Genomic DNA, 19,917 nt, shown 5'->3' with positions numbered 1-19,917 from the left:
CTTCCGACCGATACCGGTCGAGGGCTGGCGACCGGGTCCAGTCGGAACCTACGGGTAGCTGGCAAAGTGCCGTGAACGAACTGGTTAACCGCTGGTGGCCGAACCAGCGACAACTAGCCGCTGAGCAGACCCCGCAGGATCTCCACGAGCTTGGCCGGCTGATCGCCCTGCACGGAGTGGCCGGAGTCGGCGACGACGTGGGTGCGCCGGAATCCGGGCGCGGTCCTGGCGAAGGTGTCGGCGTCTTCGTCGTTGACGAAGAACGAGTTGGCCCCGCGGATCAGGGTGGTGGGCATGGTGATCGCCGGGACGTCGTCCCATAGCCCCTCAAAGCCGTCACCTTTGCGGAACGAGTCGTAACGCCATGTCCAGGTGCCGTCGTCGAGCTGCTTGGAGTTGTGGAATACACCGCGCCGCAACGACTTCGGATCCCGGTGCGGGGCGGCGGCGATGGTCAGGTCCAGCATCGCCTGGAAGCTCGGGAAGGTGCGGTCCTCCTGGACCAGCGCGACCGTGCCCATCTGGGCCTTGGTCATCTCGTTGTGGCGTTCGGGTGCCGACGGGGTGACGTCGACGAGCGCGAGTTCGGGCACCAGCCGGGGCTCGGTCGCCGCGATCCGCAGCGCGGTCAACCCGCCCAGCGACATTCCGACCACCAGACGTGGGGTGGGGGCATGCTCTTCGAGCACCGGAATCAGGCTTGCGGCATTGAGTTTCGGGCCGTAATCGCCGTCCTCGCGCCAGGCGGAACGGCCGTGGCCGGGCAGATCGACGGCCAGCGCGGGTTCGCCGAGGCCGAGGATCACGGTGTCCCAGGTGTGCGCGTTCTGGCCGCCGCCGTGCAGGAACACGATCCGGGGGGCGTCGGTGCCGAACTTCAGCGCGCTGATCGGCCCATGCTCGATGCGTGCGACCGGCGGCAGCGGGCCGGTCGCCCCGATCTGCTCGGCGTTCTCGTCGAGGAGCCCGAACTCGTCAAGGCCGGTCAATGCGTCGTCAGATATCCCCGTCACGGCTTCGACTGTACGACCACCCGCTGGGCCGAACTATGGTCGGAATCATGACGAACACCGAACCGGTCACCTTGATCAACGTGTTCGAGGTGCCGCAGGACGAGCTGGATGCATTCGCCGCCGACTGGCACACCCGCGCCGAGTTCATGAGCAGGCAGCCGGGGTTCCGTTCGTTCCGGTTGCACCGGGCCCTGGCGCCGGACTCGAAATTCCAGCTGGTCAATGTCGCCGAGTGGGACAGCGCCGAGGCGCTGCAGGCCGCGCTCGCACAGCCGGAGTTCCAGGCGGGGATCCACCACGTCGCGGAGACGTTCTCGACCATCGCCCACCCCGGGCTGTACCGCGTCGTCGAGGAATTCACGGCCTGAAAACGACTCTGCGCCCAGGGCGTTGATGTGCGGGAAGCACACGCCCTGAGCGCAGAATCGAACGCGAAGAACTAGCCCTTGATGAAGGTCTCCAGCTCGATGCGCGCGACGTCGTCGGCGATCTGCTTCGGCGGGCTCTTCATCAGGTAGGCCGAGGCCGCCTCGATGGGGCCGCCGATGCCGCGGTCCTTGGCGATCTTGGCGGCGCGCACCGCGTCGATGATGACGCCTGCCGAGTTGGGGGAGTCCCACACCTCGAGCTTGTACTCCAGGTTCAGCGGCACGTCACCGAAGGCGCGGCCCTCCAGGCGGACGTAGGCCCACTTGCGGTCGTCGAGCCACGCCACGTGGTCGGACGGGCCGATGTGGACGTTCTTGTCCTCGACCTTGCCGGCGAGCGAGCCGGTCAGGTTGGAGGTGACGGCCTGGGTCTTGGAGACCTTCTTGGACTCCAGACGTGAGCGCTCCAGCATGTTCAGGAAGTCCATGTTGCCGCCGACGTTGAGCTGGTAAGTGCGGTCCAGCGTGACGCCGCGGTCCTCGAACAGCTTGGCCATGACGCGGTGGGTGATGGTCGCGCCGACCTGGCTCTTGATGTCGTCGCCGACGATCGGGACGCCGGCGTCCTCGAACTTCTTGGCCCACACCGGGTCGGAGGCGATGAACACCGGCAGCGCGTTGACGAAGGCCACGCCGGCGTCGATGGCGCACTGGGCGTAGAACTTGTCGGCCTCTTCCGAGCCGACCGGCAGGTAGGAGACCAGCACGTCGACCTTGGCGTCCTTGAGCGCCTGGACCACGTCGACGGGCTCGAAGTCGGAGATCTCGATGGTGTCGGCGTAGTACTTGCCGATGCCGTCCAGCGTCGGGCCGCGCTGCACCGTCACGTTGGTCGGCGGCACGTCGGCGATCTTGATGGTGTTGTTCTCGGAGGCGAAGATGGCCTCGGACAGGTCGAAGCCGACCTTCTTGGCGTCGACGTCGAACGCGGCGACGAACTTGACGTCACGCACGTGGTAGGGGCCGAACTTCACGTGCATCAGGCCCGGCACAGTCGTGTTCTCATCGGCGTTGTGGTAGTACTGCACGCCCTGGACCAGGGATGATGCGCAGTTACCGACGCCGACGATGGCGACCCGGATTTCTCCTGCGTGCTCAGACATGGACGATCTCCTTACTCGTTCTGTGTGCTCGGCCTGGGGGGCCGCGTTCGGAGCTGTGCTCATATGTTTTCCGGGCGCCCCTGCGCCGTACGTTCGGCCGCGATCAACTCGTTGAGCCATTTCACTTCTCGTTCGCTGGACTCCAGGCCCAGCTGGTGCAGCTGACGGGTGTAGCGGTCGAAAGAACTACTGGCCCGCGCCACGGCTTCGCGCAGACCTTCCCGGCGTTCTTCCACCTGGCGGCGGCGCCCCTCCAGAATTCGCATCCTGGCCTCGGCCGGGGTGCGGTTGAAGAAGGCAAGGTGGACACCGAACCCGTCGTCGGAGAAGTTCTGTGGTCCCGTGTCGGCGACCAACTCGCTGAATCGCTGCTTGCCGGCATCGGTCAGCTGGTACACCCGCCGAGCCCGGCGCACTTTGGTCGGCCCCGAGGGTGCGGCGTCCTCGACGATGAGGCCGTCGGCCTGCATGCGACGTAATGCCGGGTAGAGCGATCCATACGAGAACGCCCTGAACGCCCCCAACAGACCCGTCAAACGTTTGCGCAGCTCATAGCCGTGCATGGGTGACTCGAGCAGGAGTCCCAGTACTGCGAGCTCAAGCATCAAGATCACCCCTTTCGACAGATCAGATGGAATTGATCGCTACGACGGATCAACACCTCGCCAAACTGTATCGCGCCGATATATTTGGCGCCAAGTGTTCGCCGAGATTGGTGCTCGATGGGGGCGGGTCACCCGTTGTTGCGGTACATCCCCTTGACCGTGCCGTCGGGGTAGAGGTCGATGCTCCCGCCGCCGAAATCGCTGCTCACGATGACGGCGATGTTGATGGCGTCAGGCGTCGCGGGGTCTTCCGAAGGGGTGATGCGCAGCCAGGTGCTCTTCACGTCGGCACGTTTGGTGTTGAGGGTGTCCGGTGCGCCCCGCATGATCCCGAGGACCTTCTCGTAGTCGAATGCGGCGAGGTCGACGAGGCGGTCGTCCTTCTCGACGTTGCGCGGATCGGTGCTCGGGTCGCCCCAGCCGCCGGTGTACCGGTAGTAGAGCTTCTTGCGGCTGTCCTGCGGGTCGGGGCGGTAGAGCAGAGCCGAATCGGGATCGATGTGCAGCTCGAAACCCGTGGTGGCACCGAACTTCTTGCGCATCTGCTCGAAGAGTCCCTTGACCCCGTTGAGCGATTGCAGCTGTGTCGGCGGGGTCAGCACGACCGGGTCGATGCCGTCGGGCACCGCGCCCGGGTCGGGATTGAAACTCAGCGGCGATGCGGTGTTTCCGTACAGACCCCAGCCGATGCCGATGCCGAGCACGACCAGCACGGCGGCCGAGGCCAGCCGCAGGCCCCACCCCGAGCCTGCGGCCGGTTTACGGACGCGCGGCAGACGGGGTTTGGTCAGCGTCGGCAGCTGCACCGGCGCGCCGGAGGTCTGCAGGTCCTCGACCAGACGGGCCAGATCGCCCAGCGTCGTGGCGTTGGTGGCCGCCGACACCCGCTGGCGGTGTTCCTCCATGGACAACTGGCCCTCGCCCAGCGCGTTGTCGAGCACTTTGCAGGTGTCGTTGCGGTCACTGTCTTTGGCCCGCGTGTTCGAGGGTTGCCGTGTTGCCACGCCGATGATCGTAGGAGGTGTGACGCGGTCGCGCCTCGGTGTGGAGGGGGCCGACGTACTCTGGTCTTCGTGCGATTGCAGAGACAGGTGGTGGATTACGCGCTTCGGCGGCGGTCCCTGCTGGCTGAGGTCTATTCGGGGCGCACCGGCGTCTCGGAGGTCTGTGATGCCAACCCGTACCTGCTTCGCGCGGCAAAGTTTCACGGCAAGCAGAGTTCGGTGATGTGTCCGATCTGCCGTAAGGAGCAGCTCACGCTGGTGTCGTGGGTTTTCGGTGATCATCTGGGCCCGGTGTCGGGCTCAGCGCGCACCGCGGAGGAGCTGGTGATGTTGGCAACTCGTTACGACGAGTTCGCAGTCCATGTGGTTGAGGTATGCCGCACCTGCAGTTGGAATCATTTGGTCAAGTCATATGTCCTGGGCGCGCCTCGGCCGCCGAAGGCACGTGGCACTCGAGGCACGCGCAAGTCGGCGCGTACGGCCAGTGAATAACGAAGGGCGCCATAGCCGGTCAGCCAACGACATCCGTAGTGCGGCTGACCGCCTTGGCGCGCGCGAAAACAGGCCGCCTGCCCGGGAGAAGCCTCCGGTCCGAGAGCCAAGGCCGCCGGCACGCGAGGCGGGACCCACGGGACGCGAGAACGGTCCGGTAGGACGGGACAAGGGGCCCACGGGCCGTCCCGGTCGTCCGGCGTTACCCCCCGACGATCGGCTCACCACGGTGCTGCCACCGGTGCGTGACGGTGGACCGGCTCCGCTCGATGTCGTCAGGGCTGCGATGGACGGGACACCCCCGCCCAAACCGCAGCCGCCGAAGTCTCCGCCACCGCCGCCACCGGGCGGCGGTCGCGGATCGGGGCCTTCGGGTCCGTCGGGGCCGGGCCCCAAGCCGACGCGGCAGTTCCACATCAACTGGAAGTTGGTGCGGCGGCTGTCGATCGCCGGGGTGGTGGCGATGATCCTGCTTCCGCTCGTGACGTTCGGTATGGCGTACATGATCGTCGACGTCCCGCAGCCCGGAGATATTCGCACCAACCAGGTGTCGACGATCCTGGCCAGCGACGGCAGTGAGATCGCCAAGATCGTTCCGCCAGAAGGCAATCGGGTCGACGTCGGCATCGACAAGATCCCGGAGCACGTCCGCAACGCGGTGATGGCCGCTGAGGACCGCGATTTCTACACCAATCCGGGCTTCTCGTTCACCGCGCTGCTGCGCGCGATCAAGAACAACTTGGTCGGCGGCGATCTGCAGGGTGGGTCGACCATCACACAGCAGTACGTCAAGAACGCACTCGTCGGTGACGAGCGCTCAGGCATCGGCGGTCTGATCCGTAAGGCCAAGGAGCTCGTCATCTCGACCAAGATGGCCAGCGAGTGGTCCAAAGACGCTGTGATGCAGGCGTATCTGAACATGATCTATTTCGGCCGCGGCTCGTATGGAATCGCCGCGGCGGCCAAGTCGTACTTCGACAAACCGGTCGACCAACTCACCGTCGCCGAAGGCGCCCTGATGGCAGCGCTGATCCAGCGCCCGTCGGGGTTGGACCCCGCCGTGAATCCGCAGGGTGCGGCCGACCGGTGGAACTGGGTGCTCGACGGCATGGTCGACATGGGTGCGCTGTCGGCACAGGAACGCGCCGGCCAGGTCTTCCCGCCGACGGTGCCGCCGGACCAGGCTCGCCAGGCGAACCAGACGACGGGCCCGAACGGGCTGATCGAGCGTCAGGTCACCAAGGAACTGCTGGATCTGTTCGACATCAGTGAGCAGGCGCTGAACACGGAGGGTCTGCAGGTCACCACCACGATCGACCCGCAGGCGCAGCAGGCCGCCGAGAACGCGGTGTCCAAGTACATGGACGGGCAGGACCCCGACATGCGGACCGCGGTGGTCTCCATCGATCCGCATGACGGAGCGGTCAAGGCCTACTACGGCGGCTCGGACGCCAACGGCTTCGACTTCGCCCAGGCCGGTCTGCCGACAGGCTCGTCGTTCAAGGTGTTCGCGCTCGTCGCCGCCCTGCAGCAGGGCATCGGTCTGGGCTATCAGGTCGACAGCGGGCCGGTCACCGTCAACGGCATCAAGATCAGCAACGTCGAGGGTGAAGGCTGCGGCACCTGCTCGATCGCCGAGGCGCTCAAGCGGTCCCTCAACACCAGCTACTACCGACTGATGCTCAAGCTCGAGCACGGTCCCGAGGACGTGGCCAAGGCCGCCCACGATGCCGGCGTCGCCGAGAGCTTCCCCGGCGTGGAACACACGCTGTCCGAGGACGGCAAGGGTGGCCCGCCGAACAACGGTGTGGTGCTGGGCCAGTACCAGTCCCGGGTGATCGACATGGCCTCGGCGTACGCCACGCTCGCGGCGTCCGGGACGTATCACAAGCCGCACTTCGTCCAGAAGGTCGTGAACTCGTCGGGGCAGGTGCTGTTCGACGCGTCCAGCCAGGACAACGGCGAACAGCGCATCGACAAGGCCGTGGCCGACAACGTGACCTCGGCCATGCAGCCGATCGCAGGCTGGTCACGCGGTCACAACCTGGCCGGCGGCCGTGCCTCGGCCGCCAAGACGGGCACCAACCAGCTCGGCGACACCGGCGACAACCGTGACGCCTGGATGGTCGGTTACACGCCGTCGCTTTCGACCGCGGTCTGGGTGGGTACCTCCGACGGTGTGAAACCGTTGAAGACGGCATCCGGCGGACCGGTCTACGGATCGGGCCTGCCATCGGACATCTGGAAATCCACGATGGACGGTGCGCTGAAGGGCACTGACAACGAGACGTTCCCGAAGCCGACCGAGATCGGTGGCTATGCGGGTGTGCCGCAAGCCCCGGTCGCCCCGCCGCCAGGGACGCTGCCGAACGGCCCCGGGGTATCGGTGATGCCTTCGGAGACCGTGATCCAGCCGACCATCGAAGTGGCCCCGGGCATCACGATCCCGATCGGCCCTCCGACGACCGTGCCGATCGGACCGCCGCCGGGAGCTCCCGTTGTGCCCGGCGTGCCGGAAGTTCCGGTGGCCCCGCCGCCTCCGTGACGGACCGGGTAGCGCAGGACTCGCCGGCGCCGCCGGCAGGGTTCGACTCGCCGGCCCCGCCGGCGGAAGACCGCCGGAGCGCCGACGACCGCGACCTCCCCAGCCGCACCGACCGGCTGGGCGAGGCACTGTCTCAGACCGTCGGCGGGCCCGTCGGCCGGCACGCGTTGATCGGCCGGTCCCGGTTCATGACCCCGCTGCGGGTGATGTTCGTGATCGCCGTGGTGTTCCTGGCGTTGGGCTACACGACCAAGGCCGCGTGTCTGCAGACGACCGGCAAGGGCAGTGCGGGCGAACGGGTGGCCAACTGGGAGAACAACCGGGCCTATTACGAGCTGTGCTACTCCGACACCGTTCCGCTCTACACCGCAGAGTTGTTGAACCTCGGCAAGTTTCCCTACAAATCCAGTTGGGTCGAGAACGACGCGACCGGCAAGCCGCGCATGCAATACGACGGCAGTCCGGCGATCCGCTACATGGAGTATCCGGTACTGACCGGTCTCTACCAGTACGTGTCCATGTCGTTGGCCAAGACCTACACCGCGGTGACCAAGTTGGTGTCGGTCCCGCTGGTGGCCGAGGTGGTGATGTTCTTCAACATTTCGGCGTTCGGCTTGGCGCTGGCCTGGTTGGCCACGATCTGGGCCACTTCACGAATGGCGGGCAGGCGGGTGTGGGATGCCGCACTCGTGGCGGGCTCGCCGATCGTGATCTTCCAGGTGTTCACCAACTTCGACGCGCTCGCGACCGCGACCGCGGCGGGCGCGATGCTGGCGTGGGCTCGACGAAAACCGGTATGGGCCGGGGCGCTGATCGGAATCGGCGTGGCGGCCAAGCTGTATCCGCTGCTGCTGTTCGTCCCACTGGTGCTGCTCGGGCTGCGCACCGGGCGCCTGCGAGAGGTCGGCAAGGCGGCGCTGACCGCAGTCGCCACCTGGCTGTTGATCAACCTGCCGATCATGGTGCTCTTCCCGCGGGGATGGTCGGAGTTCTTCCGGCTCAACACCCGTCGCGGCGACGACATGGACTCGCTCTACAACGTGGTGAAGTCGTTCACCGATTGGCGCGGCTTCGATCCCGACCTCGGCTTCTGGCAGCCGCCGACGGTGCTCAACACGGTCACGGCAGTGTTGTTCGCGGCGTGCTGTATCGCGATCGGCTACATCGCGTTGACGGCGCCGCAGCGGCCGCGGTTGGCGCAGCTGGCGTTCCTGGTGGTGGCCGCGTTCCTGCTGACCAACAAGGTGTGGAGCCCGCAGTTCTCACTGTGGCTGGTGCCACTGGCGGTCCTGGCGTTGCCGCATCGCCGAATCCTGCTGGCGTGGATGACGATCGACGCGCTGGTGTGGATACCGCGCATGCTCTATCTGTACGGCGAGCAGAACAAGGGCCTGCCCGAGCAGTGGTTCACCACCACGGTGTTGCTACGCGACCTCGCGGTGATCGTGCTGTGTGCGTTGGTCATTCGCCAGATCTACCGTCCCGAACTCGATCTGGTGCGCCACGGCGGACGCATCGACGACCCCACCGGTGGGGTGTTCGATCGGGCGCCCGACGAGCCTCCGCGTTGGTTGCCGGATTGGTTGCGTCCCTCGGCCGGCCGCGTTCGGATCGAGCCCAAGCCACAGCCCGAGCCGGAGTCTGAGTTGGCCGACGCGAAGTAGACGCGCCAGCTGGGTCTGCGCCGCGCCGGCGTCCGCGCCGGCCGAGCCTGCGGCCGCGTCCGCGCAGCGCCCGCGCCGGCGCCGATTTCTACACCAGGGCTGCGAATTTGTTTTTTCGCGACCCTCAGGTGGAAAACGGCGAGCCGGAACCAAGTTCGAGCACGACTCAGCGCGGATACGGCGGGTAGAACTGGGGCGCAACCGGATTCTGCTTGGCCCGGATCCAGGCTGCGGTCGGCGGCACCAAGACCAATACGAGCGTGGTGACGGGGAAGATGAGGGCCACGAAATCGGATGGACCGCTGCGGTACTGGTAGTCGGCGATCGTCGCGGGCAACGCGAGGCTGATCAGCGCGCTCAGGATGGAGACGGAGCATCCGACGGCCACGAGCCAGCGGCCGGCCATCTTGCGGACGAACAACAACACTGCTCCGACCAGGAGCAGGACTCCGGCGACGATGTTCAGCGCCGTGACGGCGATCAGCCCGGCCCACCCGTCATTGGAGCCATCGGTCGAGTCGTTGACGATGACGGCGAGCCCGAAGGCCATGGCGAGGCCGCCGAAGACGTTGGCCACTCCGCCGAGCGCGGCTAGAACACCCGCGATGATGCCTGTCACTCCGCTAGGCGACGGGATCGGAGCCGGCGCCAGGCCGTACGGGGTCGGCTGTCCGACCGGATATCCGGGCGGCGGTGGATACCCGGGCTGTTGCGGATAGCCCGGCTGAGGCGGGTATCCGGGCTGAGGTGGATAGCCCGGCTGCTGGGGGTGACCAGGCTGTTGGGCGTGGCCGGGTTGCTCGGGAAATCCCTGACCATAGGGCCCGTTGGGATAGGTCACAGATTCCCCCGATCTTTGAAGACGACGGGCTCACCTTATACGGATTTCGCAGATCAGGGCGGTTTCGGGTAGCCTGGGCCGGTTGCCGACGCAGGCGACCCTCCTGCCACGGAATCCACCGTGGCCGTACACGACCAGAGGAGGTGATGAGGTTCTAATGCGTCCATACGAAATCATGGTCATTCTCGACCCCACACTTGACGAGCGCACCGTAGCTCCGTCGTTGGAGACGTTCCTGAACGTCGTCCGCAAGGATGGCGGCAGTGTCGACAAGGTCGACATCTGGGGCCGTCGCCGGCTGGCTTACGAGATCGCGAAGCACGCCGAGGGCATCTACGCCGTTGTCGACGTCAAGGCTGAACCGGCCACCGTTTCCGAGCTCGACCGTCAGCTCAACCTGAACGAGTCCGTGCTTCGGACCAAGGTGATGCGGACCGACAAGCACTAAAGGCTGTCAGTCGTCGGCGGGGCTACGTAGGCTTCGCGCAAACGGACATGCCTATCCCAGGAGGATCTCGTGGCTGGTGACACCACCATCACAGTTGTCGGAAACCTGACTGCTGACCCGGAACTGCGTTTCACCCCGTCCGGCGCAGCTGTCGCCAACTTCACCGTTGCTTCTACGCCGCGAATGTTCGACCGGCAGAGCAACGAGTGGAAAGACGGCGAGGCGCTGTTCCTTCGGTGCAACATCTGGCGTGAGGCTGCCGAGAATGTGGCCGAGAGCCTCACCCGGGGTTCGCGGGTGATCGTCACCGGTCGGCTCAAGCAGCGTTCCTTCGAAACCCGCGAGGGTGAGAAGCGGACCGTTGTCGAGGTCGAGGTCGACGAGATCGGTCCGTCCCTGCGTTACGCCACGGCCAAGGTCAACAAGGCCAGCCGTAGTGGCGGCGGAGGCGGCGGCTTCGGCGGTGGTGGCGGCGGAGGTTCGCGCCAGGCCGAGCAGCCCAAGGACGATCCGTGGGGCAGTGCACCGGCGTCCGGCTCCTTCAGCGGGGCCGACGACGAGCCGCCGTTCTGATCAACAACGAAAATTTTTGCAAGGAAGAGATAACCAATGGCCAAGTCCACAAAGCGACGGCCGGCACCGGAAAAGCCGGTCAAGACTCGTAAGTGCGTGTTCTGCTCCAAGAAGGGTAAGGGGCAGGTCATCGACTACAAGGACACTGCGCTGCTGCGCACCTACATCAGCGAGCGCGGCAAGATCCGTGCCCGCCGGGTGACCGGCAACTGCGTCCAGCACCAGCGCGATGTCGCCATCGCGGTGAAGAATGCCCGCGAGGTGGCTCTGCTGCCGTTCGGCTCGTCGACGCGGTAGGGGGTAGACCAATGAAGCTGATTCTCACTGCTGAGGTGGAACACCTGGGTGTCGCGGGCGACGCCGTCGAGGTCAAGGACGGCTACGGCCGTAACTACCTGCTGCCCCGTGGGCTGGCCATTGTGGCTTCCCGCGGCGCCGAGCGCCAGGCCGACGAGATCCGCCGGGCGCGCGAGGCCAAGTCCATCCGCGGCGTCGAGCACGCCAACGAGCTGAAGACCGCTCTGGAGAACCTGGGCGAGGTGTCGCTGCCGGTTCAGGCCGCTGCCGACACCGGCAAGCTGTTCGGTTCGGTCACCGCGGCGGATGTCGTGGCCGTGATCAAGAAGGCCGGCGGCCCGAACCTGGACAAGCGCACCGTGCAGCTGCCCAAGGCGCACATCAAGTCGGTCGGCACGCATCCGGTCGTCGTCCGGCTGCACACCGGGGTGGAAGCCAAGGTGTCGCTGAACGTTGTCGCGGAGTAATCCCGTAGCGGAGTAGATCCGCCAGCACTCGATCGCCCGGGTGGGAGCCTGCAGAGGTTTCCACCCGGGCGTTTGCTGTATCTCTGGCGAACGCGTTGCGCAAAACTCTGGACAGCGAAGCTCACCCGGTGTTAACCGGCGTGGTTCCTGTGCGCAACACAACACGCCCGGGACGGCAACCCGGCACGACACGCCGAAGAACTTCCCATACACAATCATTGACAGCCTCTATGGCACCCTGACCTGGGAAAACAACAGATAGTTCTGGAATGATCCACAGGTTCTCCCCAGAGCCTCAACACTGCGACCGAGACCTATCCCCATACCATCCACAGGTTGATCAACAGGGGCGGTTTCGAGCGGCGCCAGCAACGTCTACCGTGGTGCGTCGCAGCGCCGTCATGAAGCTTTGTCGGAGCCCTGTTTTACAGTCGCAGTACCGATTCGAATAGACGTTCGAGCCTGTCGTCAGGCGGGTCTCGGAAGGGGGTGGGGAGTCCGTGGCGGTGGTGGACGACCTGGGTTATCCGGATTCGGACACGGATGGCCCTCCGCCTGGGGAGGACTTCGGCCGGCAGCCGCCGCAGGACATGGCGGCCGAGCAGGCGGTCCTCGGCGGCATGCTGTTGAGCAAGGACGCGATCGCCGACGTCCTCGAGCGGCTCCGTCCCGGCGACTTCTACCGCCCGGCACACCAGAACGTCTACGACGCCATCCTCGATCTGTACGGCCGGGGTGAGCCGGCTGACGCCGTCACGGTCGCCGCCGAGCTCGATCGCCGCGGGCTGTTGCGTCGGATCGGCGGGGCCCCGTATCTGCACACGCTGATCTCCACCGTGCCCACTGCGGCCAATGCCGGTTTCTACGCCGGCATCGTGGCCGAGAAGGCGCTGTTGCGCCGGTTGGTGGAGGCGGGCACCCGGGTGGTCCAGTACGGCTACGCCGGGGCCGACGGCGCCGATGTCACCGACGTGGTGGACCGGGCGCAGGCCGAGATCTACGACGTCACCGAGCGGCGCGCCTCGGAGGACTTCGTCGCGCTAGAAGATCTCCTGCAGCCCACGATGGACGAGATCGATGCGATCGCCTCGCAGGGCGGCATCTCGCGCGGTGTGCCGACCGGGTTCACCGAGTTCGACGAGATCACCAACGGCCTGCACCCCGGGCAGATGATCATCATCGCGGCACGTCCCGGCGTCGGGAAATCGACGCTGGGACTGGATTTCATGCGGTCCTGCTCGATCAAGCATCGGATGGCCAGCGTCATCTTCTCGCTGGAAATGAGCAAGTCCGAGATCGTCATGCGCCTGCTCTCGGCCGAGGCGAAAATCAAGCTGGCCGATATGCGTTCGGGCCGGATGAGCGATGACGACTGGACCAAGCTGGCCCGCCGGATGAGCGAGATCAGCGAAGCTCCGCTCTACATCGATGACTCGCCGAACCTGACCATGATGGAGATCCGGGCCAAGGGCCGGCGTCTCGCTCAGAAGGCGGATCTCAAGCTCGTGGTCGTCGACTACATGCAGCTGATGAGTTCGGGTAAGAAGTACGAGTCACGCCAGCAAGAGGTTTCGGACTTCTCCCGAAGCCTCAAGCTGATGGCCAAGGAACTCGAAGTGCCGGTGATCGCAATCAGCCAGCTGAACCGTGGTCCCGAGCAACGCACCGACAAGCGTCCGCAGGTCTCGGACCTTCGTGAATCCGGCTCGCTGGAACAGGATGCCGACATGGTCCTGCTGCTGCACCGTCCCGATGCGATCGACCGGGAGGACCCGCGCGGCGGCGAGGCCGACATCATCCTGGGCAAGCACCGCAACGGACCGACGGCGAATATCACTGTGGCGCACCAGCTTCACTTCTCGCGGTTCACGAACATGGCGCGCTAACCGACAACTGTCGAGATGCAATGAAGATTGACAAGCAGGCACTGATTGTTTAACAACATTGTTAGCCGTCCTCGCTTTATTCGACGAAATGGCCGAGGTCAGCAACGAGCAGTCCTTCGGTGCGGTGTTCCGCCTCTCTGAGCGCGACTGGCGGCGCTAGCGTCGCGCGAACAAATTAGATCGTGCGATGGATCGACATTGAAATTGACTGTGGCCCGTTCGGGTGGCGAAAACTGGCGCGCCGTCGCGTCGAGGGCTTTACGCTGCGGTCCAGCGCCCCCGGGCGCTGAAGGAGGCCCGCCATGGCACTGCCCGCTTTGGTCCTGGTGCACGGAGGCGGTTTTGCCGCCGATTGTTGGGAGCCCACAGTAGACGCTATCCAAGATATGGAACCGATGCTAAGGGTGCTGGCCGTTGATTTGCCAGGTCGGCGAGATAGGGCCGGTGACCTGATAACGGCTTGTATCGACGAGTGGGTCGACTCGGTGGTGTCGGACATCGAGGATGCTGCGCTCGATGACCTCGTGATTGTCGGCCATTCGCTGGCTGGGGTGACCGTCCCTGGTGTTGTCACCAAGCTCGGCTCGGCGCGGGTGCGGGAGATGATCTTGGCTACCGCGCAAGTGCCAACCAACGGCAGCGCCCTAGTGGACACATTTCCCGGGGCGATGAGCTGGTACGCACGTCGCACCGCGAAACGCAAAGTGCAGAAGGGCCGTTCGGTCCGTCCGGGAGGTTTGCCTACTGCGTTGGCGGGGTTTGTATTTTGCAACGGAATGACTCCCGCACAGCGCAGGTTCACGCTGGCTCGGTCCTGTCAGGAATCACCCTCCATCATGATAGAAAAAGTTGACGGCAGCGGTATGCCCGACGATGTGCCACGAACGTGGATACTCACTCGGCGTGATCGTGCCGTCCCGACAAAGATTCAACACGAGTGCATCGCTGCGCTTGGCGGAGTGCAGACGCTCATCGAGATCGACACCTGCCACATGCTGATGGTCAGCGAACCTGAACGGCTGGCCCAGATCCTCGTCGAGCGCTGCCGGCTGTACGCGTAGTGCCAATCGGCAACAGCGCAACCGCCGCAGCGAATGACTTCTCTTGTAGCACCAGATACTCGCTCATGCCGCCCGACTAGGCGGGGAAATCCGCACTGCGAGAGAGTGTTTCGTTGGCCCGGATGTCGGCCAGGTTCTTCTCCAGGGCATCGATCACGGCGTCGTATCCGCTATTGCCCAGGATCAGCCGGCGGGGCGGCGGGTCCTGGGCCATCGCCGCGATCACCGCACGAGCTCCGCGGCGCGGATCGCCGGGCTGCACACCGTCCATCCTGACGAAGACGGCGCGGACCTGCTCCAGCATGTCGTGATACTCCGGAATCGCTTCCGCGACAGGCTCGTTGGCGAAGCCGGCGTAGGCGTTGGTGCGGAACGCCCCCGGTTCGACCGTCAACACGGAGATTCCCTGTGCGGCGACCTCGTCGCGCAGCGCATCGGTGATGGCTTCGATGGCGAACTTCGTCGCGCTGTAGTAGCCGAATCCGACCGCCGACACGAGCCCGGCCACCGAGGACACGTTGACGATCCACCCGTTTCCGCGGGCGCGCATGCCCGGCAACACTGCACGCGTCACGGACAGCACCGCGAAGAAGTTCAGTTCGAACATCGCCCGCAACGAGGACTCGTCCATCCCTTCGATCGATCCGTACCAACCGCGGCCGGCGTTGTTGACCAGCACGTCGATACCGTCGAAGTGCTCCTCGGCGACGCGCACCGCGCGCTGCACCTGCGCCGCATCGGTGAGTTCTAGCGGCACGACGAGAACGCGGTCGCCGTACTGGTCGGCCCAGGCCGCCAGCTCCTGCGGACGCCGGGACGTGAGCACCACGCGGTCCCCCGTCTCCAGCGCCGCCTCGGCGAACGCCACCCCGAAGCCGCCGGGCGTGCCCCCCGTGATGAACCATCTCCTGCTCATGGCTCGATCACCAACCGGCTGATCGACGCGCCGTCGAGGGTGAAGCGGAAGTGCAGGTCGACGACCCCGCCGGGGAAGTTGCCCTCCAGGTGCTGCCCGACGTCGATGGTGTTGTCGGTTGTGGTTGCGCCGGTGAACTCGGAGGTGTAGGTGTACTCGCCGGCCGAGGCGGTCAGCCAGGCCCCGATCTCGTCACGTCCCGTGTAGTCGCGCCCCTCGTCGGTCACGACCGCATCGGCGGTGAATGTGTCGAGCGCTCGGCCGTCCTGCGGGGTGGTGAGCGAGTTCATGAACGTCTTGATGGTGTCCGGGAGTGCATCCCATTCTGTGGTCATGACCCCACGGTGGAGCTTTCCCTAAGGGGAAGGTCAAGCTGGGCGCAAAAATTCGTGTTCGTGCCACCCGGACCGCCAGACCGCCCTTCCCCAGGGCAGCGACTCGCTGGCCAGTGGCCTGCAGATGGCGGTCTCGAACGGATTTGTCGGACTCAGGCCGCAATGTTGACCTTGCCCTAGGGGGAAGCTGCACGATGGCCTTACCCGATAACGCGGGCGGCGGATCGCATGAGGAGGACGTTGTGGGCGCACAGGTCTCGATCGGTGACTTCTCGGTGATGACCAGCCTGAGCAGGAAGGCGCTACGGCACTACCACGATATCGGTATTCTCGAACCAGCCCACGTCGATTCGCACACCGGCTACCGCTTCTACGACACCAGCCAGGTCGATCACGCGCACATCATCCGCCGGTTCCGCACCCTGGGCATGTCCATTCCCGACATCAAGGCGCTGCTGAGCACAGACGACGCCGCGACCCGCGCCGAGATCATCACGACTCATCTCCAACAGATGGAGGAGCAGCTGCAGCAGACCCGTGACACCGTCGGTGCGCTGCGCGAGTTGCTGTCCCCCGTGCACACCCCCGCCTTCGTGCAGGTGCGCCAAGAGCCAGCACTCGCTGTGTGGTCGATCGGTGCCGCCATCGAGGTTTCCGAGATCGACCCCTGGTTCGCGGCGACGCTGAGGACACTGCTAGACGCAGTTGTCACGGCAGCAGGCGCACCGTCGGCGGTGGTGCCGGGTGGCCTTTACGATCGCGCACTTTTCCTCGAATCGCGCGGCAACGCAACCCTCTTCGTCCCCGCGCCGCAAACCGCGGACCCCCCGGAGGGCATCCGCGCCGAGGTCCTACCCAAGGCCGAATTCGCCGTGCTCACCCACTCCGGCGGTCACGAGGAGGGCATCGACCGCAGTTACGCGGCCCTGGGCATATACGCAAACGAGCATCTCATCAGCGGCCAAGGACCGATCCGCGAACACTACATCGGTGCCACGCCCTCAGATCCGACAACCTTCACCGCCACAGAAATATGCTGGCCGATCTTCAGCACCTCACTGCCAGAATGACAGCAGCCCGCGACCAGGCCGACCCCGGAACTGGTTGTGACGCAGTTTCATCCGTTCGGCCCTCATCAACCTCGATGACGGCACCGGCCCGCCGCGGTTACCCCCAACGTGCGGTACCTCAATCCCAGGGCAGTATTCCGTGACCGCGCCGGGAAGCTGAGTTGCCGCGACTGCGCACAGCGCGACCTGCTACAAAGGCAGCCACAGCTGCGCCCCTCCAACCCAGCCCAGCAACGCGCTATCGACGCCAACCGGGTCAACGCCGTCACCAACCGCCAACGCCTCAATGCCGTGCAGAAGGCCGGGGTCATCTCCGCCCGGGAAAACCGCAACAATGACAACGGCAACCACTCCGCGTCATCGAACAAGAACCACGACCAGAAGAAGAAGCAGAAACCCAAGAAAGACAAGAAGAGCAAGCAACACCACAAAAAGCCCAACTGACACTGAAACCAGGAGAGGGGCCGGGCCCACAATGGCAGGCAACGAACTAATCGCTCAAGCCACCATCATCCCCGACTATCATCAAGTGCGTTTCGCTGCGCTCGGCTCCAGGAGCGTTCCCGAACTCGAAGATGACCCAGTGGATTTCATAGCCGACGAATCCAGCATCCACGTCTTCACCTTCGCCGACGACCAAGACGAAGACGGTGATCGCACGGTCGATGTCTATGTCTACCGCGGCGCCGACATCACCGGCCTTGGACGTCTTGTCTTCGATGCACCGTTGACCTTTCCGCAACCCGAATGCACCTTCGGCAGCGGACTCGCAGCCGAAGCTGACCGCCATCACGTTTCACTCAGGCGGACAGGCTCCATACCCATCCGCGTGCTCACCCGAGAAACCCAACCCGGCAACGGAACCGATATCATCAACGTCCTCATCGACGACAGCTAAACCCGTTCGCCTAGGCTCAGATTTTCCATCGCGGTACTGTTTCATGTCTAAATCGTCGTCAGGTCTTGGCGGGCACCGGTTGGTCATCGTCGCGGGGTCCGAAGAAGCCGAAGCAGTCGATGACTTGCTGGCCCGGAGCGGGCGACCAGTCCCAGTCGGCGATCTGCCGGCGCGAGCGTCGACTGAACATCGCTCGCAGAAGTTCGTATCCATCCGCACGAAGCGTGAGCGTGGGTTCGGCTGACCCGCAGTGCCATTCGTTGCCGTGTTCGTCGTGGATGAGGACTGAGGTGAACGGCTGGAGCCGTTGGACCAGTAGCCACATCATCACGTTCAGGAACGGTTCATGCCAATGGATGCGATCTACCCGGGGCAGGCCCAGCGCCTCGTTCAGGTCGGCTTCGTGGCAGATGAGGTCGGCGGCGACGCTGGGTCCGGTGAACTGTTTCCCGGCCAGGCCCGCCTCGACCACGGGGCTCACCCGCTCCCACTCGGCCAGCAGCGAGTCGACCGAATCGTGTTGGCGCTCGGCAACGTGGCGTGCTGTCCATCGCCGCCCGCCGGCCCCGTCCATGCGACCGCAGGAGCTGTCGGCGGCGCCACCGACCAGGTGCGCCAAGAGATCGTGCACGGACCACTCGGGAGTAGCCGGGACCAGCTCCAGCAGCTGTGACTCGTCGAGCCCGGCCGCGATCGCGGAGACGCGAATGCGGGCGTTGCGATATGACGTGTCAAGCACGGGCTTTCGTCCTCACGCGCCGTCGGGGTGCTGGCAGGGGCAAAGACTTGAGGAAATGGTAGGCCGCCACCCGGGCGAGCACACGCGGTTCGAGCAGTCGCCGCGGCGGGTCGACCATGTTCACGATCCGAACCAGGCGTTCGGTGACGACGATGTCGCCGGCGGCCTCAAGGATCTTGCGGCGACTCCAGTCCAGAGCGCGCCGGCGGACCCTCGCCTTCACACTCCGGTCCGATACGTGTCCGGAAGGTTGATTGGTGGCCCAGACCGGGGCGATGATGCGCGCCAGCGATTGGTAGAACCGTTGCGGGTCAACGCTTCCATGGTCGCGGAGGTGGCTGCGTAACACCTGGGCATGCCGTGCGGCCATGGTGACCCCTTGCCCGTGGATGGGGTCCAGGCAGCACAGCGCGTCGCCGATCACCACCAGGCGGTCAGGGTGGCGGGTGCAACGGTCGTAGCGATGCCAGGTGCCGCCGGGGTAGCGGTAGACCGCGACATCTGACAGCGGCGTAGCCTCGCGAAGTGCCGGTTGAATGTGTGGTGGCACGAATTCCGCTGCCAGGGTGAGCATTTCATCGAATGCGACCGGTGGTGCGTTGTCGTACGCATGGGCCGCGACCGTCAATGTCCAGGTGTCGTGCTCACAGGCAACCAGGCCGCCGCGGCCGGCGCCGTCGGACGGGATGACCAGGACGAGGCGCTCGGGAAAGGTGTCCTGGTCGGGGATGGCGATCTGTTGGCTGTAGTACACGCCGCGCACGGTGAATGAGCGCTGCGGCGGCCGGCCGTAGCCGAGCATCTCGAGGAGCAGGGGGGTGCGCGTCGCGCGACCGGTGGCGTCGACGACGAGATCGGCCTCGAGCGTCCGAGTCGCGCCTGTCTGTCGGTCTGCCAGCGTGACACCGGTGATGCGATCCGGTTGCCCGGCGACAAACGCACCGACGTCGTGCCAGTCTATGACAACGACATTGGGCAGGGCCGTGACCCTTAGCCGCAGGGCATGTTCGAGTAGCGGTCGCGTCACCAGGTAGTTGGCGAGTGCGGCTGGATCCGTGACCGGATCGGTGCGGTTGAAGGCGTACCGGCCGTTCTGGATGTGCATGCGCGCACCGAGGTGGGCATCGCCGAGGACGTGGCAGCCTGCGTCGATCAGGTCTTGGATCAGGCCAGGTACCAGCTCCTCGATGATCTGCCAGCCCAGGGACAGCAGACTGTGCAGGTGTGGCCCCTGCGGTATGCCGCGACGCTGGGAAGGGCTGTCCGGCAGACGGTCTCGTTCGACGACTGTGACGTCGTGACCGGCATCGGCGAGCGCCGCCGCGGCCAGGAGGCCGGCGATCCCTGCGCCGAGGACAACAGAGTGTTCCGTCATGTCGTGCACGCCTCCCCTGCGTGGCGGACCGAGCGATGAAGTTGACGCTAGCACTAGATTAAGAAAAATAAGGCCAAAATAAGTAAACTCTAAGGCTCGCGACGCGAGGAGGAATTCGGTGATCAGACCAGACGTAGCGGACGATGTGCTCCCCGGA

Annotated in this window: 22 protein-coding genes; 13 read left to right on the top strand and 9 right to left on the bottom strand. The window is 65.2% G+C overall.

The window, feature by feature from the left end:
- Window positions 1-113: 113 nt before the first annotated feature.
- A complete protein-coding gene (locus G6N57_RS05895) occupies window positions 114-1,013 on the bottom strand; it encodes an Rv0045c family esterase (protein WP_036443620.1) in 900 nt (299 codons plus the stop codon).
- A gap of 47 nt (window positions 1,014-1,060) precedes the next feature.
- Here G6N57_RS05895 and G6N57_RS05890 point away from each other — a divergent pair, with 47 nt between their 5' ends.
- A complete protein-coding gene (locus tag G6N57_RS05890; protein ID WP_077741789.1) occupies window positions 1,061-1,381 on the top strand; it encodes an antibiotic biosynthesis monooxygenase family protein in 321 nt (106 codons plus the stop codon).
- 71 nt (window positions 1,382-1,452) lie between these two features.
- On the opposite strand, the gene G6N57_RS05885 is transcribed toward G6N57_RS05890, so the two are convergent.
- From G6N57_RS05885 to G6N57_RS05875, 3 genes are all read right to left on the bottom strand, one after another.
- Window positions 1,453-2,544: an inositol-3-phosphate synthase gene (locus tag G6N57_RS05885; protein WP_077739680.1), complete on the bottom strand. Its 1,092-nt coding sequence runs from the start codon at window positions 2,542-2,544 to the stop codon at window positions 1,453-1,455.
- Between the two features lie 59 nt (window positions 2,545-2,603).
- The gene (locus G6N57_RS05880) at window positions 2,604-3,149 is read right to left on the bottom strand and encodes a PadR family transcriptional regulator (protein ID WP_077741788.1); all 546 of its coding nucleotides are present in this window, start codon (window positions 3,147-3,149) and stop codon (window positions 2,604-2,606) included.
- A 128-nt stretch (window positions 3,150-3,277) separates the two neighbouring features.
- Window positions 3,278-4,153 carry a DUF1707 SHOCT-like domain-containing protein gene (locus tag G6N57_RS05875; protein ID WP_077739679.1) on the bottom strand — a complete coding sequence of 292 codons (876 nt, stop codon included), beginning with the start codon at window positions 4,151-4,153 and terminating at the stop codon, window positions 3,278-3,280.
- A gap of 69 nt (window positions 4,154-4,222) precedes the next feature.
- On the opposite strand from G6N57_RS05875, the gene G6N57_RS05870 reads away from it, so the two are divergent.
- The 3 genes from G6N57_RS05870 (at window position 4,223) to G6N57_RS05860 (ending at window position 8,854) form a co-directional block, all read left to right on the top strand.
- Window positions 4,223-4,645 (top strand): DUF5318 domain-containing protein, encoded by a 423-nt coding sequence (locus tag G6N57_RS05870; RefSeq protein ID WP_036443617.1) that lies wholly within the window; start codon window positions 4,223-4,225, stop codon window positions 4,643-4,645.
- Window positions 4,646-4,886: 241 nt separating this feature from the next.
- Entirely contained in the window at window positions 4,887-7,190 is a 2,304-nt protein-coding gene (locus tag G6N57_RS05865) for a transglycosylase domain-containing protein (RefSeq protein ID WP_322790649.1), read from the top strand.
- Entirely contained in the window at window positions 7,187-8,854 is a 1,668-nt protein-coding gene (locus G6N57_RS05860; RefSeq protein ID WP_077739677.1) for a glycosyltransferase family 87 protein, read from the top strand. Before G6N57_RS05865 ends, G6N57_RS05860 begins: the two co-directional genes overlap by 4 nt.
- 166 nt (window positions 8,855-9,020) lie before the next feature.
- On the opposite strand, the gene G6N57_RS31830 is transcribed toward G6N57_RS05860, so the two are convergent.
- Window positions 9,021-9,695: a hypothetical protein gene (locus G6N57_RS31830; RefSeq protein ID WP_179968387.1), complete on the bottom strand. Its 675-nt coding sequence runs from the start codon at window positions 9,693-9,695 to the stop codon at window positions 9,021-9,023.
- A 157-nt stretch (window positions 9,696-9,852) separates the two neighbouring features.
- On the opposite strand from G6N57_RS31830, the gene rpsF reads away from it, so the two are divergent.
- The 6 genes from rpsF (at window position 9,853) to G6N57_RS05825 (ending at window position 14,427) form a co-directional block, all read left to right on the top strand.
- Window positions 9,853-10,143 carry a 30S ribosomal protein S6 gene (gene rpsF / locus G6N57_RS05850; protein ID WP_003884149.1) on the top strand — a complete coding sequence of 97 codons (291 nt, stop codon included), beginning with the start codon at window positions 9,853-9,855 and terminating at the stop codon, window positions 10,141-10,143.
- 69 nt (window positions 10,144-10,212) lie between these two features.
- Window positions 10,213-10,716, top strand: a complete 504-nt coding sequence (locus G6N57_RS05845; protein WP_077739675.1) for a single-stranded DNA-binding protein — start codon at window positions 10,213-10,215, stop codon at window positions 10,714-10,716.
- 36 nt (window positions 10,717-10,752) lie between these two features.
- Window positions 10,753-11,013: a 30S ribosomal protein S18 gene (rpsR, locus tag G6N57_RS05840; protein ID WP_003884147.1), complete on the top strand. Its 261-nt coding sequence runs from the start codon at window positions 10,753-10,755 to the stop codon at window positions 11,011-11,013.
- Between the two features lie 11 nt (window positions 11,014-11,024).
- Window positions 11,025-11,480, top strand: a complete 456-nt coding sequence (rplI, locus tag G6N57_RS05835; RefSeq protein ID WP_077739674.1) for a 50S ribosomal protein L9 — start codon at window positions 11,025-11,027, stop codon at window positions 11,478-11,480.
- 500 nt (window positions 11,481-11,980) lie between these two features.
- On the top strand, window positions 11,981-13,366 hold the full coding sequence (gene dnaB, locus G6N57_RS05830) for a replicative DNA helicase (RefSeq protein WP_036443607.1): 1,386 nt from the start codon (window positions 11,981-11,983) through the stop codon (window positions 13,364-13,366).
- 302 nt (window positions 13,367-13,668) lie between these two features.
- Window positions 13,669-14,427, top strand: a complete 759-nt coding sequence (locus G6N57_RS05825) for an alpha/beta fold hydrolase (protein WP_077739673.1) — start codon at window positions 13,669-13,671, stop codon at window positions 14,425-14,427.
- A 76-nt stretch (window positions 14,428-14,503) separates the two neighbouring features.
- On the opposite strand, the gene G6N57_RS05820 is transcribed toward G6N57_RS05825, so the two are convergent.
- Both G6N57_RS05820 and G6N57_RS05815 read right to left on the bottom strand, forming a co-directional pair.
- On the bottom strand, window positions 14,504-15,343 hold the full coding sequence (locus G6N57_RS05820; RefSeq protein ID WP_077739672.1) for an SDR family NAD(P)-dependent oxidoreductase: 840 nt from the start codon (window positions 15,341-15,343) through the stop codon (window positions 14,504-14,506).
- Entirely contained in the window at window positions 15,340-15,678 is a 339-nt protein-coding gene (locus G6N57_RS05815; protein ID WP_077739671.1) for a hypothetical protein, read from the bottom strand. Before G6N57_RS05815 ends, G6N57_RS05820 begins: the two co-directional genes overlap by 4 nt.
- 242 nt (window positions 15,679-15,920) lie before the next feature.
- Here G6N57_RS05815 and G6N57_RS05810 point away from each other — a divergent pair, with 242 nt between their 5' ends.
- The 3 genes from G6N57_RS05810 to G6N57_RS05800 all read left to right on the top strand — a co-directional run bounded on the left by G6N57_RS05810 (window position 15,921) and on the right by G6N57_RS05800 (window position 17,646).
- Complete coding sequence (locus tag G6N57_RS05810; protein ID WP_097926183.1) at window positions 15,921-16,748, top strand: MerR family transcriptional regulator; 828 nt, start codon at window positions 15,921-15,923, stop codon at window positions 16,746-16,748.
- A 108-nt stretch (window positions 16,749-16,856) separates the two neighbouring features.
- On the top strand, window positions 16,857-17,192 hold the full coding sequence (locus tag G6N57_RS05805) for a hypothetical protein (protein WP_077739669.1): 336 nt from the start codon (window positions 16,857-16,859) through the stop codon (window positions 17,190-17,192).
- A gap of 31 nt (window positions 17,193-17,223) precedes the next feature.
- The gene (locus G6N57_RS05800) at window positions 17,224-17,646 is read left to right on the top strand and encodes a hypothetical protein (RefSeq protein WP_077739668.1); all 423 of its coding nucleotides are present in this window, start codon (window positions 17,224-17,226) and stop codon (window positions 17,644-17,646) included.
- Window positions 17,647-17,704: 58 nt separating this feature from the next.
- Here G6N57_RS05800 and G6N57_RS05795 read toward each other — a convergent pair whose 3' ends face one another.
- The gene (locus tag G6N57_RS05795; RefSeq protein WP_077739667.1) at window positions 17,705-18,385 is read right to left on the bottom strand and encodes a maleylpyruvate isomerase N-terminal domain-containing protein; all 681 of its coding nucleotides are present in this window, start codon (window positions 18,383-18,385) and stop codon (window positions 17,705-17,707) included.
- Window positions 18,378-19,760, bottom strand: coding sequence for an FAD-dependent oxidoreductase (locus G6N57_RS05790; protein ID WP_133118343.1), 1,383 nt, complete (start codon window positions 19,758-19,760; stop codon window positions 18,378-18,380). The genes G6N57_RS05795 and G6N57_RS05790 overlap by 8 nt, the downstream gene beginning before the upstream one ends.
- Between the last annotated feature and the right edge of the window lie 157 nt (window positions 19,761-19,917).

The sequence above is a fragment of the Mycolicibacterium boenickei genome (assembly GCF_010731295.1).
In the GTDB taxonomy this organism is placed as follows: Bacteria; Actinomycetota; Actinomycetes; order Mycobacteriales; family Mycobacteriaceae; genus Mycobacterium; species Mycobacterium boenickei.
This window is presented reverse-complemented; position numbering and strand designations above follow the sequence as displayed.